This window comes from bacterium (genome assembly GCA_035281585.1).
In the GTDB taxonomy this organism is placed as follows: domain Bacteria; phylum UBA10199; class UBA10199; order DSSB01; family DSSB01; genus DATEDP01.
The window spans coordinates 1-12,843 of the sequence record DATEDP010000164.1 but is presented as its reverse complement, the minus strand read 5'-3'; the positions used below and the strand labels follow the sequence as shown (position 1 = coordinate 12,843).

General features: G+C 63.6%; 14 protein-coding genes. 4 read left to right on the top strand and 10 right to left on the bottom strand.

The genetic code is table 11. The annotated features are described in order from the left end of the window. The 4 genes from VJR29_14560 to VJR29_14545 all read left to right on the top strand — a co-directional run. Positions 1 to 1,741, top strand: a 1,741-nt coding sequence (locus VJR29_14560) for a 2-oxoacid:acceptor oxidoreductase subunit alpha (protein HKY64625.1), incomplete at its 5' end; no start/stop codon positions are given. After that, positions 1,722 to 2,750 (top strand): 2-oxoacid:ferredoxin oxidoreductase subunit beta, encoded by a 1,029-nt coding sequence (locus VJR29_14555; GenBank protein ID HKY64624.1) that lies wholly within the window; start codon positions 1,722 to 1,724, stop codon positions 2,748 to 2,750. The genes VJR29_14560 and VJR29_14555, both read left to right, overlap by 20 nt. Continuing rightward, entirely contained in the window at positions 2,747 to 3,271 is a 525-nt protein-coding gene (locus VJR29_14550; GenBank protein ID HKY64623.1) for a CBS domain-containing protein, read from the top strand. The genes VJR29_14555 and VJR29_14550 overlap by 4 nt, the downstream gene beginning before the upstream one ends. A gap of 110 nt (positions 3,272 to 3,381) precedes the next feature. Beyond that, positions 3,382 to 3,969: a peroxiredoxin gene (locus tag VJR29_14545; protein HKY64622.1), complete on the top strand. Its 588-nt coding sequence runs from the start codon at positions 3,382 to 3,384 to the stop codon at positions 3,967 to 3,969. Here the strand turns inward: VJR29_14545 and VJR29_14540 are convergent. From VJR29_14540 to nirB, 10 genes are all read right to left on the bottom strand, one after another. Next, positions 3,966 to 5,192 carry an MFS transporter gene (locus VJR29_14540; protein HKY64621.1) on the bottom strand — a complete coding sequence of 409 codons (1,227 nt, stop codon included), beginning with the start codon at positions 5,190 to 5,192 and terminating at the stop codon, positions 3,966 to 3,968. The two genes, VJR29_14545 and VJR29_14540, sit on opposite strands and share 4 nt — an antisense overlap. Then, positions 5,189 to 5,770: a molybdenum cofactor guanylyltransferase gene (locus VJR29_14535; GenBank protein HKY64620.1), complete on the bottom strand. Its 582-nt coding sequence runs from the start codon at positions 5,768 to 5,770 to the stop codon at positions 5,189 to 5,191. Before VJR29_14535 ends, VJR29_14540 begins: the two co-directional genes overlap by 4 nt. Then, positions 5,746 to 6,168: a molybdenum cofactor biosynthesis protein MoaE gene (locus VJR29_14530; protein ID HKY64619.1), complete on the bottom strand. Its 423-nt coding sequence runs from the start codon at positions 6,166 to 6,168 to the stop codon at positions 5,746 to 5,748. The genes VJR29_14535 and VJR29_14530 overlap by 25 nt, the downstream gene beginning before the upstream one ends. Positions 6,169 to 6,171: 3 nt before the next feature. Further along, positions 6,172 to 6,429: a MoaD/ThiS family protein gene (locus tag VJR29_14525; protein HKY64618.1), complete on the bottom strand. Its 258-nt coding sequence runs from the start codon at positions 6,427 to 6,429 to the stop codon at positions 6,172 to 6,174. After that, positions 6,430 to 7,647, bottom strand: coding sequence for a gephyrin-like molybdotransferase Glp (gene glp, locus VJR29_14520; protein ID HKY64617.1), 1,218 nt, complete (start codon positions 7,645 to 7,647; stop codon positions 6,430 to 6,432). Then, positions 7,644 to 8,393, bottom strand: coding sequence for a sulfite exporter TauE/SafE family protein (locus tag VJR29_14515; GenBank protein ID HKY64616.1), 750 nt, complete (start codon positions 8,391 to 8,393; stop codon positions 7,644 to 7,646). Before VJR29_14515 ends, glp begins: the two co-directional genes overlap by 4 nt. Then, positions 8,394 to 9,299, bottom strand: a complete 906-nt coding sequence (gene moaCB, locus VJR29_14510; GenBank protein ID HKY64615.1) for a bifunctional molybdenum cofactor biosynthesis protein MoaC/MoaB — start codon at positions 9,297 to 9,299, stop codon at positions 8,394 to 8,396. It lies immediately after the preceding gene. A gap of 13 nt (positions 9,300 to 9,312) precedes the next feature. Then, entirely contained in the window at positions 9,313 to 10,317 is a 1,005-nt protein-coding gene (gene moaA, locus VJR29_14505) for a GTP 3',8-cyclase MoaA (protein ID HKY64614.1), read from the bottom strand. After that, positions 10,314 to 10,637, bottom strand: coding sequence for a Rieske 2Fe-2S domain-containing protein (locus tag VJR29_14500; protein ID HKY64613.1), 324 nt, complete (start codon positions 10,635 to 10,637; stop codon positions 10,314 to 10,316). The genes moaA and VJR29_14500 overlap by 4 nt, the downstream gene beginning before the upstream one ends. Then, a partial coding sequence (nirB, locus tag VJR29_14495) for a nitrite reductase large subunit NirB (protein ID HKY64612.1) occupies positions 10,630 to 12,843 on the bottom strand: 2,214 nt, incomplete at its 5' end. The genes nirB and VJR29_14500, both read right to left, overlap by 8 nt.

The following is a 12,843-nucleotide window of genomic DNA, read 5'->3' as shown; positions in this document are numbered from 1 at the left end:
TCCCGATTTTCCGGCCGAGATCCGGGCGCCGGCCGGCTCCCTGCCCGGCGTCAGCGCCTTTCAGCTCAATTTCTCGAGCCACGACATCCGGACTCCCGGCGACGCCCCCGACGTCTTGGTCGCCATGAACCCGGCGGCCCTCAAGACCAATTTAAAAGACTTGCCGCACGGCGGGTTGCTCATCGTCAATCAAGACGCCTTCAACGAGCGCAACTTGGAGCGGGCCGGCTACGCCGCCGATCCCTTGGCCGACGGCTCGCTGAAAGACTATCGGCTGGTGGCGGTGCCGATCTCGAGCCTCAATCAAACCGCCCTCGAAGGCACCGAGCTGAGCAACAAGGAAAAGGACCGCTGCAAGAACTTCTTCGCCTTGGGGATGATGTACTGGCTCTACGACCGGCCGCTCGACGTGACGATCCATTGGATCGAGAAGCAATTCGCCAAGAAGCCGGCGGTGGCCCAAGCCAACATCACCGCCCTGAAATCGGGCTTCCATTACGCCGAGACCGCCGAGATCGTTCCGGCCCATTACCGGATCAAGCCGGCCCAGCTCGAGCCCGGCAAATACCGCAACTTGATGGGCAACACCGCCACCGCGATCGGCTTCGTCACCGCGGCCGAGCTGGCCAAGACCCCCTTGCTCTACGCCAGCTATCCGATCACCCCGGCCAGCGACATCCTCCATGAGCTTTCCAAGCTGAAGAACTTCGGCGTCCGCACCGTCCAAGCCGAGGATGAGATCGCCGCCATCGGCGCCGCCATCGGCGGAGCCTTCGGCGGCTGCATCGCCATGACCGGGACCAGCGGCCCCGGCTTGGCCCTGAAGAGCGAGGCCCTCAACTTGGCGGTGATGGCCGAGCTGCCCCTGATCGTCCTCGACATCCAGCGCGGCGGGCCCAGCACCGGCCTGCCGACCAAGACCGAGCAGGCCGATTTGCTGCAGGCGATGTTCGGCCGCAACGGCGAGAGCCCGGTGCCGATCGTCGCGCCGGCCACGTCCTCCGACGGCTTCGCGATGGCGGTCGAGGCGGTGCGCATCGCCGTGAAATACATGACGCCGGTGCTTTATCTCTCCGACGGCTACCTGGCCAACGGCAGCGAGCCCTGGCGCATTCCCGACAAAGCCGATTTGAAGCCGATCGAGATCCATCATCCGATCGCCGAAGCCGGGCGCTTCATGCCCTACCGGCGCAACGAGACCAGCTTGGCCCGGCCCTGGGCGATTCCCGGCACGCCGGGCCTCGAGCACCGCATCGGCGGCTTGGAGAAAGAGGACGTCACCGGCAACGTCAGCTACGACCCCCTCAATCATGAAAAGATGGTCAAGCTCCGCGCGGCCAAGGTCGCGGCCATCGCCCAGGACATCCCTCCGCTGAAGGTCCAGGGCCCGGCCCAGGGCGAGCTGCTGATCGTCGGCTGGGGCTCGACTTACGGCGCCATCGCCACCGCGGCCGAGATGCTGCAGCGCGAAGGCGCGGCGGTCGGCGCGGTCCACCTCCGCCATCTCAATCCCTTCCCGTCCAATCTCGGCGAAATATTGCGCAGCTTCGAGAAGATTTTGGTGCCGGAGCTGAACCTGGGCCAGCTGGCCATGCTGTTGCGTGCGAAGTATTTAGTGGAAGCCCGTTCCTTGCCCAAGGTCCAGGGAAGGCCGTTCCGCATTTCCGAAATCTTGGAGGGCGCCCGCGCCCAGTTGAAGCGCGCGCCACGGGAGGTGAAGCATGCTTCCGGCGAACGATAGCGCCGCCCTCACCCGCAAGGACTTCATCAGCGACCAAGACGTGCGTTGGTGCCCGGGCTGCGGCGACTACGCCATCCTCGCGACCTTGCAGAACGTGCTGCCCAAGCTCGGCATCCCCCGGCACAACTTCGTCTTCGTCTCGGGCATCGGCTGCTCCAGCCGCTTTCCCTATTACTTGGAAACCTACGGCTTTCACACCATCCACGGCCGGGCCCCGGCCATCGCCACCGGCCTCAAGACCTACCGGCCCGAGCTCTCGGTCTGGGTGATCACCGGCGACGGCGACGGCCTCAGCATCGGCGGCAATCACCTGATCCACGCGCTGCGCCGCAACGTCGACCTCAAGATCCTGTTGTTCAACAACCGGATCTACGGCCTGACCAAAGGCCAGTATTCGCCGACCTCCGAGTTCGGCAAGAAGACTAAATCGACGCCCTACGGCAGCGTCGACTACCCGCTCAACCCGATGAGCCTGGCCCTGGCTTCCGAAGCCACCTTCGTCGCGCGGACCCACGACACCGATCCCAAGCACATGGCCGAGGTTTTTCAGGCCGCCGGCGAGCACCGCGGCTCGGTCTTCGTCGAGATCTACCAGAACTGCGTCATCTTCAATGACAATGCCTTCGACGCCATCGACGATCGGAGCTCGCGCGACGACCACAGCCTCAAGCTCACCGCCGGCCAACCATTGATCTTCGGCAAAGACCGGAATAAGGGCATCCGCCTTCGGGGGCTCGAACCCGAGGTGGTGGAGTTCGATCCCAAGAAGACGCCGAGCGACCTGCTGGTCCACGATCCGCTGGCTTCCTCGCCGACCTATGCCGAGTTCCTGGCCCGGATGGACCTGCCGCGCTTCCCGGTCCCGATCGGAATTTTCCGGGCAGTGCAGCGGCCGACCTACGATCAATTGGTGAACGACCAAGTTCAAACCGCCATCCGGACCCAAGGCCCGGGCGATCTCGAGAAGCTCTGGCAATCCGGTGACACTTGGGAGGTGAGGCCGTCATGAAATGCCCCTTCTGCGGCCACCACAACATCGCCGGCGAAGACGACTGCGAAAAATGCGGCGAGGACCTCACCGCTTTCGACGGCGTTCGGCCGGTCGGCCGCTTCGAAAAGAGCCTGGCCCGCGACGCCCTGGAAGTTTTGCCGGGCAAAGCCCCGGTGGTCGTCGGTCCCCAAACCCCCTTGGGCGAGGTGGCCGAGCACCTGGCGCGGGAGAACCGCTCGATCCTGGTGACCGATGGCCAGCGCCTGATCGGCATCGTCACCGAGCGCGACTTGCTCTTCAAGGTTTTCGGCAAAGTTCGCGATTGGCGCCACCTGCCGGTGGCCGACTTCATGACCCCATCGCCCGAGAGCTTGGAATTCTCGGACAAAATCGCCTATGCACTCCACAAGATGGCCATCGGCGGCTACCGCCATTTACCCTTGCTGAAGGAAGGCCGGCCCGAGCGGGTGGTCAGCGTCCGCGACATCCTGGAGTATCTAGCGGAAATGTTTCCCGAAGCCGTCGGAATCCATCAATAGCCCCGAAAATCCGCCAAAATCCGTTGACCCTCCAAAACGCGCTGGGCTATAGCCCTAGAAATTCTGTAGCAAGGGGCTTTAGCCCCGCCGGTCAAAAGGAGATTCCCCGCATGATCCAAGTCACCCAGAAGGCCCCCGACTTCAAAGCCACCGCCGTCATGGAAGACGGCTCGTTCAAGGACATTTCACTCGCCGATTACAAGGGCAAGAAGGTCATTCTTTTCTTTTACCCGCTCGACTTCACCTTCGTCTGCCCGACCGAGATCCTGGCTTTCAGCGAGGCCGTCGAGGAATTCAAGAAGCGCAACACCCAAGTGATCGGCGCTTCCATCGACAGCCATTTCTCGCACTTGGCTTGGCGCAAGCTGCCCCGGGCCGAAGGGGGGCTGGGCGACATCAAGTATCCGCTGCTCGCCGACACCACCAAGGACATCAGCCGCAAATACGGCGTCCTGCTCGAAGGTGCCGGCATCGCGCTCCGCGGCCTCTTCCTGATCGACGAGGAAGGCGTTCTCCGCCACCAAGTCGTCAACGACCTCCCGCTGGGCCGCAGCACCGAAGAGGCGATCCGGGTGGTCGACGCCCTCACCTTCTTCCAAAAGAACGGCGAAGTCTGTCCGGCCGACTGGAAGCCCGGCAAGGACACCATCAAGCCGACGGTCAAGGACTCGAAGGAATACTTCAAGAAGCACGCTTAGGCGGTCATTCGGTTCAAGCTCTCTTCGCGCCGAATTCTCCGGACCACCGAGTGCATCCAGGCCAGGCAGCCCGCGGTCAAGGCCAGCAGTAAAATCCACGGGGTGGACCAAAGGCCGGTTTCCTGCAGCAAATACCCGAACAGGGTTGGCAGAAAGAATCCACCGAGCCCACCGAAGACTCCGACCAAGCCGCCGACCACCCCGACTTCGTCGGGAAAATAGTCGGGGATGTGCTTGTAGATCGCCGCCATGCCGATGCCCATGGCGAGGCCGGCGAGAAAGACGATGAAGGTAAAGACCGCGACCGGCGGCCTTAAACCCGCCAGCAGCGAAAAACAGACCAAGATGGTCGCCAAGACGCCGTACATGGCGCTCCGGGCGCCCCAGCGGTCTGAAATCCAGCCGCCGGCGGCTCGAATCGCGCCCGAAGGAAGGCTGAAGCAGGCCGCGAGGAATCCGGCCGTGGCCAGCGGCAAGGCGTAGACGTTCACGTAATAGGGAATCAGCCATTGCGACAGGCCGACGAAGCCGCCGAACACCAAGAAGTAATAAATCCCGAAGCGCCAAACCCGGACATGCTTGAGCGGAGCCAGCCTTTGGAGGAAGGTCTTCTCCCTGCCCCGCTCTAATTTCCTCCCGGGCGTCAAAACGTAGAAGAGAATGGCCATCGCGGCCAGCGCCAGCGCGCAAATCTTGGGCAGCATTCGCCATGCCTCCGGCGAAGCTCCGCCCGCCGTGAGGTATTTGAGGAGAATCGGCGCCCCGATGCTGGTCAAGCCGGCTCCGATATTGCCGAAGCCGAAGATCCCCAGGGCCGAGCCCTGCCGCTCCCGCTTGAACCAAAGCGGAATGGAGGCGACTCCGACCGCGAAAGAGGCGCCGGCCAAGCCGAAGCCGAAGCTCGCGAGCAGGAAGCCGAGGTAGCTGTCGGCGTAAGCCAGCAGCCACATCGCTCCAGCGGCGAAAATCATCAGGACCGAAAAGACCGGCCGACCGCCGCAATGGTCGGTCAGCATGCCGACCGGCAACCGGGTGACCGAGCCCGTGAAAATCGGAGCCCCGATCAGCCATCCAATCTGCGCTTCGTTCCAGTGATAAATTCCCTGCTTGACCAGGAAAGTGACCAAGACCCCGTTCATCACCCAGCAGCCTAGGCAGAGCATGAAGGCCAAGGTGTTCATCCCCAGGACCCAGCCGGCTTTTTTCGATTCGTCCAGTTTCATCGGCCCTCGATTAATTCCCGATATTCTTCCGGGGTGTTAACGTTCGCTAAACCATCGACCGCTCCCTCCTCGCTGTACTCGAGCCCGGCGGCGCCGTTCCGGGTCAAAAACTCCTGCAAGCCGTAGCGGCCAATCTCGAGACTTTGACGCAGGGCGGGAAGCAGCCTCGAATGATAGATCCCGCAGAGCGGCTCCCAACGCTCGCGCCGCCGATAAACCAAGGCCGGGAACTCGGGCCTCCAAGCTTGGAGCAGCCGCTCGATATCCGGCGGCCCGAGCCGAGGCAGATCGCAGGCCGCGACGAAGACCGCCGGAGCCCGGCTGCCAGCCAGGGCGGAATAGATGCCGTTCATGGGCCCGCCTTCGGACATCCGATCGACCAAGGTCTCCATGCCGGCGAATTCGGCCGAGTCTTCGTGAAGGACCACATAGGCTTGGCCGAAGGTTTCTCTCAGCAGTAAGTAAAGCCGTTCCACGAAGCTCGATTCGCCGAATTTGGCCCAGGCCTTGGGACGGCCGAAGCGCCGGCTTTTCCCGCCGGCCAGGACGATCCCTACGCAGGAAGGCAGGCGACCCATGCACAGCTCCCATCGACATAAGTCTCGCGTTTCCAGATCGGAACCGAGCGCTTGATTTCCTCGATCAAAAACCGGCAGGCGGCGAAAGCCTCCTCGCGATGGGCCGCCGCGACGCCGATCCAGACCGCGGCCTCCCCGATGGGGATCCGGCCGATCCGATGGACGATCGCGATCTTGGAGGGCTCCCATCTCGTTCGCGCTTCCTGGGCCGCCTTGGCCAAGATCTTCTCCGCCATCGGCCGGTAACATTCGTAGTAGAGGTCTCGGACTTTTCGGCCTTGGTGATGATCGCGGACTCGGCCCTCGAAGATCGCGACCCCTCCGCAAGTGGGGTCATCAAGAGCCTGGTACAAGGCCTCGGTCGCGATCCTTTGCTCGGTGATTTGGAGCCGAAGCATGGCTTAGCCCCCCGACAGCGGAGGCAGCAGGGCCACCTCGTCGTCGTCCCGCAAGAGAGTCTCCATCGGGGCGAAGTCTTGATTCACCCCGAAGCGCAGGCACTTCAGCACCTCGGCTCCGGCCTCGCACCCGCGGAAGATCTCCTCCGCCAAGCGCCCGAGAGTCGCGCCCGCCGGCAAAGAGCAAACCTTCTCGCCCTGGCCGAAGAGGTCGCGAAGCGAGGCGAAAAACAGCACTCGAACCCGAATCTCGCCGCCCATCTACCCGGCCCTCCCTTCCAGCGCGTGCACTTCGACTTCGGCTCCGGCTTCGAGCGGCCCTTCCCGAGGCGGCACCTGGATCAGGCAATTGGCTTCGGCCAAGGCCTTCAGCATGTGAGAGCCCTGCCCCGAAAGCGGCCGGACCGCGGACTGACCTTGGTGGCTCCTCGACCGGCCCCGCAAAAACACCGTCATCTTAGCGGAGGGCTGCAAGGGCTCTTCCAAGAGAGCCCTTTCGACCGAGTCGCGGGCCGGAATTCCTTGCATCGCTAAGAGCGCGGGCCGGACGTATTCGTGGAAGCAAACCCAAGCCGAAACCGGATTGCCGGGCAGCCCAAAGACCAGCGTTCGGCCCTTCTTGCCGAAGAAAAGCGGCTTGCCCGGTTTTTGCGCCACCTTCCAGAAGACGGTGCGGATGCCGAGGCGGCCGAACGCCGATTTGGAAAAATCGTAGTCGCCGACCGAGACGCCTCCGGTCAACAGGATGACGTCGGCCCGCTCCAGGGCCGTTCGCAGAGCGCCGGTCAGCCGCCCTTCCTGGTCCCCAACCTTTCTCGTCAAGCCAGGCTCCAGGTGAAGCTCGCGCAGCGCCGCTTCCAGCATGGCGCCGTTGCTGTCGTAGATCTTTCCGGAGGGGAGCTTCCTTCCCGGCTCCACCAACTCGTCCCCCGTGACGATCAGGGCGACGCGGGGGGGCCGCCGGATCAAAACGCGAGGAAAACCCACATTGGCCAAGAGACCCAACGACCGGGAATGGAGCTGGCTGCCTTTCGGCAAAACGAGATCGCCTTTCGCCAGCTCCTCACCTCGTCTCCGAATATTGGCGCCGGCCGGGACCGGCCGCGCGATTCGCACCTCGCACTCCGTCGCCTCCACCATCTCCTGAATGACGACGGCATCGGCGCCCGGCGGAATCGCGGCTCCGGTCATGATGCGGTAGGCCTCGCCCGAGCGGAGCGGACGGCGCCCGGCATCGCCGGCTCGGCGGATCCCGGCGATGCGCAAACAGCGGGGATTTCCCTCGGTTGCCCGGAAGGTGTCACCGGCCTTCAAGGCATAGCCATCCATCGCGGAATTATCTTCGGGTGGAAGCGGGACCGGCGCGCGGAGATCTTGCGCCAAGACGCGGTAAAGTGCATGGGCGAGCGGAACTCGCAGGTTCCCCAGGAGCCTCGACTCTTTCAGAATCTCCTTTTTGGCGTCGGTGACGCTGATCATAATACCTTCCCCAGCATTTGAACGGCGGCAACCAGCACCACGACCGCGGTCAGTCTTTGAAGAACCGCGGGAGTTAAGCGCATCGCTCCGAGTCGAGAGCCCACGATTCCGCCCAGAAGGGCGGCGAGCAAGCCGGGCAACAATTCCGGCGCCTCCAGCGTCCAACCGCGGCTCAAGGTCTGGCCCAACAAGCCCGACAAGGAATTCCACAAGATGAAAAGACTGGAAGAAGCCGCGATCTGTCTCGAATCAGCCCAGCGCAGCTTGAACAGAAGGGGCGCCAAGAAAATTCCGCCGCCGACGCCCACGGCACCGGAGAGAAGCCCGATCACCGCACCGGCCGGCAAACCAATCCGCCAAGCGGTCTTCCAAGCCGGCGGCTTGACGTCGCGGTCGCTCGAAGGGGAAAAGGCCAAGCGCCAGCCGGCCGCCAACAAGCAGACGGCGACGAGCGGCACGACCCACCCTTGGGGCAGGCCGAGGCGGCTCCCGAGATAAGCGTAAGGCAAAGAGGCCGCCAGGAAAGGCAGGACGGTCCGGGGCGCGAAATGCCCGGCCCGGGCGAAGCCGTAAAATCCCACGCTCGTCACGACGAGGTTGCAAAGCAGCGCGGACTCCCGAGCCGCTTCATGGGAAAGGCCGGCGGCCAGCAAAAGCGCCAAATAGCCCGAGCCGCCGCCGAAACCGACGGTCGAGTAGATCAAGGCGATCAAAAAAATCAGCGGTGCCAGGAGGATGGAATCCATTCAATGCCCTCCTCCGGCCAGCATCGGATAGACATGGAGCAGCGCCGGGAAGACCGCATCCATGGATTCGGCGGCCCCGCGCGAGGAGCCCGGCAAGTTGAGGATCACCGTTCGACCCCGCAGGCCGGCCAAGCCCCGGGAGAGCATGGCGTAGGGAGTGCGGCGCTGGCCGAAGCCGCGAATGGCCTGCATCACCGCCGGCATCTCGCGCTCCAAGACTTCGGCGGTGGCTTCGACCGTGACGTCGCGGGGGCCCAAACCGGTGCCGCCGGTGGTCAAGATCAGGTCGATCCCATTCTCGCAATGGGCCAGCAAGCGATGGCGAATCTGAGTCGCCTCGTCCGGCAAGATTTCGTAAGCGACGCTCGCGATGCCCATCTCGCGCAAGCGCGACTCGAGAAGCTTGCCCGACTTGTCCTCCCGTTTGCCCTGATGCGTTCCGTCGGATGTCACCAGCACCGCGGCCCGGAATCCATCGGGGATCTTTTGGTCGAAGTCGCCCTTGCCGCCGCTTTTCGAGAGCAGCTTGGTCTGAACGATCTCGAGTTCCGAATCGATCGGCTTGAGCATGTCGTAAATGGTGAGGGCCGCGACCGAGGCCGCGGTCAGCGCCTCCATCTCGACGCCGGTCTTCCAGATCGCACTAACCGCCACCGTGACGACAACCTGCTCGGCCTCGACTTTCAAATTCACCTCGACTCCGTCGAGCGGCAAAGGGTGGCAGTAAGGGAGAAGCTCCGGGGTTTTTTTGGCCGCCATCACCGCCGCCGTTTTCGCCACGCCCAAGACGTCCGGCTTCGGCACCTCGCCGGCCTGCATGCGCCGGATCGTCTCGGGGTGGGCCTTGATGCAGCTTTGGGCCGTGGCGATCCGGAGCGTTTCGATTTTGTTCATGACATTGATCATCGGAAACCTTTCATCATCCCCCTACCGACCGGATCAGGCCGCTTTCTTCGGGACGCGGATGCTTCTTCGAAACTGCGGCCCAGGGATGGCTCGCGGGCTTTCTCGAGACCGCTCGGCGGATTTCCCGTTGCAGCTCGGCGGTATCGGCGCCGGCGGCGAGCGCCGGCTTAAGATCATATTCCAGCTTGGAAAAGAGGCAGAGGCGGACCTTCCCGGTCGCGCCGACCCGGATCCGCGAGCAAGTGGAGCAGAAAGGCTCGGTCATGGAGGCGATGAAGCCGACCCGGCCCTTGCCGCCGGCCAGGGCATAGCTCTCCGCCACCTCGCCGTTGCGCGGGATCCGGATGAGTCGGCGGCGCTCGGCGGCCCGGGAGCGCAGTCCAGCAATCGGCAGGCTTGCCTCCCGGCTCCAGCCGCCGCCGCACAAGGGCATGAACTCGATGAAACGGACCTCCAAAGGATGGGCGTAGGCCAGCTCGACGAAGTCGTCGATTTCGGCCTCCGAGATTCCCCGCATCGCCACGACGTTGACCTTGACCTTGAGCCCGGCTTCCAAGGCGCGAAAGATGCCTTCGCGGACCCGTTCGAAGGACCCCGAGAGCGTCAGCTCGCGAAAGCGCGCGGGGTCCAAGCTGTCCAGGCTGACGTTGACCCGCATCAGGCCGGCGGCTTTCAGGTCCGCCGCCAGCTCGGGAAGCCGTTCGCCATTGGTGGTCAAGGCCAAATCCCGGATTCGAGGAATGCTGGAGAATCGAGCCACCAGCGAGACGATGTCGCGGCGGAGCAAGGGCTCGCCGCCGGTCAGCCTCAGCCTCCATACCCCCATCTCGGCCAAGGCGCGCACCAGGCGCTCCATCTGCTCCGGCGTGAGATAATCCGATTTCGGAAGCGAAGCGATGCCTTCGGGCGGCAAGCAGTAGACGCAGCGGAATTGACAGCGATCCGTCACCGAAAGGCGGAGGTAAGTGATTCGCCGGCCCTGAGAATCGAAAAGATGGGCGTTCGTCGACCCGCTCACGCCGGCTCCTTAATCTTAATGGTCAGCAAACCTTGACTCTCGGTGACTTCAAAGGCCTTGACGCTCTCGCCGGCTTCGCTGCCGGCACCGGTCCGGATGTCGAATTTGTGGCCATGATAGGGGCACACCACCCGCTGGTCATCGATGACGCCTTCGCACAAGGGGCCTTGGCGATGGGGGCAACGGTTCTGAATGGCGAACACCCCGCCGGAGCGAGTCCGGAAGACCGCGATCTCTTCCCGGCCGACGACGAAGCAGCGGCCTTGCCCGAGCGGAATTTTTTCCAAGGATCCAATTTCGAGAGCGTCGGTTTTATCCATTGTTATTGGCCTCATTTAAGAACTGGACCAATTGCGGTCCGGTGAATTGATGGGGATAGGCCGGTAGCTCGGCCTCTTTCCAAGGATCGACGTAAGAGTCGACCGCCCGCTGAATCTCCTCGTCCAGCCTTTTACCGAGACCCAGCTCATCCTCGACCAAGAGGGATTTCAAGCGGGCGATGCCGATCCTTTCCACGAAACCGTAGGTCCGCTCTTGGTATTTGCCATGCTCGCGGTAATACTGAATGAAGCGGCCGACCAGCCGCAGCACCTCGTCGGGCGAGTCGACCGTGGCAAAAAGATCGGCCTTCCGCACGGTCGCCCCGGCGGCGCCGCCGATGTAAATCTCCCATTGCCCGCCCTCGATCCCGACCACTCCGATGTCCTTGACGTAGGCCTCGGAGCAGTTTCGGGGGCAACCGGCCACCGCCATCTTGATTTTGTGCGGAGACTCGATGCCCTGGAAGCGGTGCTCGATCTCCTGGGCGAGGCCGATCGAGTCGCCGAGGCCGTAGCGGCAGAAGTCGGTGCCGACGCAGCTCTTCACCGTGCGCACCGACTTGGTGTAGGCATGGCCGCTGGGGATGCCCAGATCCTTCCAAATGCCCGGCAGGTCCTCTTTTTTCACGCCCAGCAAGTCGATGCGCTGGCCGCCGGTGATCTTGACCATCGGAACTTGGTATTTCTTCGCCACCGTGCCGATGCGAATCAGCTCGTCGGCGGTGGTCACCCCCGCATAGATGCGGGGCACGACCGAGAAAGTGCCGTCGCGCTGGATGTTGGCGTGGACCCGGTCATTGATGAAGCGGGCGTCCCGCTCGTCCTGGTACTCCTCGTGCCAAATCGAGCGCAGCAGCGAAGCCAGGCCGACCTTGCTGTCGGCATCTTCTTTGCCGCCGGCCAGTTCGCGGAACACTTCGGAAACGGACTTGAGATTCTTGGCCTTGATCGCCGCGATCAACTGGGATTTTTCCAAGGAAATTCCCGGGACGTAATAGTGCTCGCTCTCGTCGTAGCCCACTTCGCCGGCGTAGGCCTGGATCAGCTGGGCGATGAGCCCCTTGCAGGAGCCGCAGCCCTTGCCGGCCTTGGTCGCCTGTCCCACTTTGGCCACGCTGGCGCAGCCCCGGGCCTGGACCGCCTCGCAAATCTGGGCCTTGGAAACGCCGTTGCAGTTGCAGATCTGGGCCCCGTCGGGCAGGGCCGTCACGTCCACCAGCGACGGGACGTTGGTGCCGCCGAAGAGCAGGTCGGCCTTGCGCTCCGGCAGCTCCCCGCCCTCCTTGAAAAGCCTCATCAAGACATCGAAGGAATCGGTCTCGCCGAGCAAGATGGCGCCGGCAAGCTTGTTTTCCCGGATGATCAGCTTTTTGTAGAGGTTCTGTTTCGGCTCTCGGTAGACCACGACCTCGTCGGCTTCGCCCGCCGGGTCGACCTCGCCCAAGGAGGCCAAATCCACGCCCATGACCTTGAGCTTGGTGCCCAGCCGGGAGCCGGCGTAGCCCGCTCCCGGATTGGCTCCGGTGAGGACGTCGGCCAAGGTGGCGGCCATCTCCCAGATCGGATCGACCAAGCCGTAGAGCCGGCCGCGGTGCTCCACGCATTCTCCCAGCGCGAAGATTTCGGGATCGCTGGTTTGCATCCGGTCGTCGACGACGATTCCCCGCTGGACCGCCAGGCCCGAACCGGCGGCGACCTCGGTGATCGGCCGGATCCCGGCGCTCACCACCACCAGATCGGTCTCCAGCGTGTACCCATCCGTGAAGTGGAGGCGCCAAATTTTTCCGTCCCTCCGCTCGATATGGGAGGTGATGCGGTTGCAGAAGGTCCGGATTCCCATCGCTTCCAACGTCGACTTCAGGAGATGGCCGGCCTCGGCATCCAACTGCAGCTTCATCGGCCAGGGCGAGGTTTCGAGGACGACGACTTGGACGCCGTGGGTCATCAGGCCCCGGGCCGCCTCCAGGCCCAAGAGCCCGCCCCCGATGACCGCCGCCTTTTTGGATTGGGCGGCGTAGTCCGCGATGCGCGAACAATCGTCCAAGGTGCGGAAAAAGAAGACGCCGGATCCCTCGCTGCCCTCGATCGGCGGCAGAAAAGGCCGCGAGCCGGTCGCGATGATGACGCGGTCGTAGGGAACTTCGAGGCTGTCATCGGCGGCCGACGCCGAATCGCCCTGCGCGTCCGGCAGGTAAGGCACCTCGGT

Coding starts and splice junctions, on each gene's coding strand:
- VJR29_14540 (HKY64621.1), bottom strand. CDS start 5,192: ATGAAACTGGACGAATCGAAAAAAGCCGGCTGGGTCCTGGGGATGAAC.
- VJR29_14530 (HKY64619.1), bottom strand. CDS start 6,168: ATGCTTCGGCTCCAAATCACCGAGCAAAGGATCGCGACCGAGGCCTTG.
- glp (HKY64617.1), bottom strand. CDS start 7,647: ATGATCAGCGTCACCGACGCCAAAAAGGAGATTCTGAAAGAGTCGAGG.
- moaCB (HKY64615.1), bottom strand. CDS start 9,299: ATGATCAATGTCATGAACAAAATCGAAACGCTCCGGATCGCCACGGCC.
- VJR29_14500 (HKY64613.1), bottom strand. CDS start 10,637: ATGGATAAAACCGACGCTCTCGAAATTGGATCCTTGGAAAAAATTCCG.
- VJR29_14535 (HKY64620.1), bottom strand. CDS start 5,770: ATGGGTCGCCTGCCTTCCTGCGTAGGGATCGTCCTGGCCGGCGGGAAA.
- VJR29_14525 (HKY64618.1), bottom strand. CDS start 6,429: ATGGGCGGCGAGATTCGGGTTCGAGTGCTGTTTTTCGCCTCGCTTCGC.
- VJR29_14555 (HKY64624.1), top strand. CDS start 1,722: ATGCTTCCGGCGAACGATAGCGCCGCCCTCACCCGCAAGGACTTCATC.
- VJR29_14515 (HKY64616.1), bottom strand. CDS start 8,393: ATGGATTCCATCCTCCTGGCACCGCTGATTTTTTTGATCGCCTTGATC.
- VJR29_14545 (HKY64622.1), top strand. CDS start 3,382: ATGATCCAAGTCACCCAGAAGGCCCCCGACTTCAAAGCCACCGCCGTC.
- VJR29_14550 (HKY64623.1), top strand. CDS start 2,747: ATGAAATGCCCCTTCTGCGGCCACCACAACATCGCCGGCGAAGACGAC.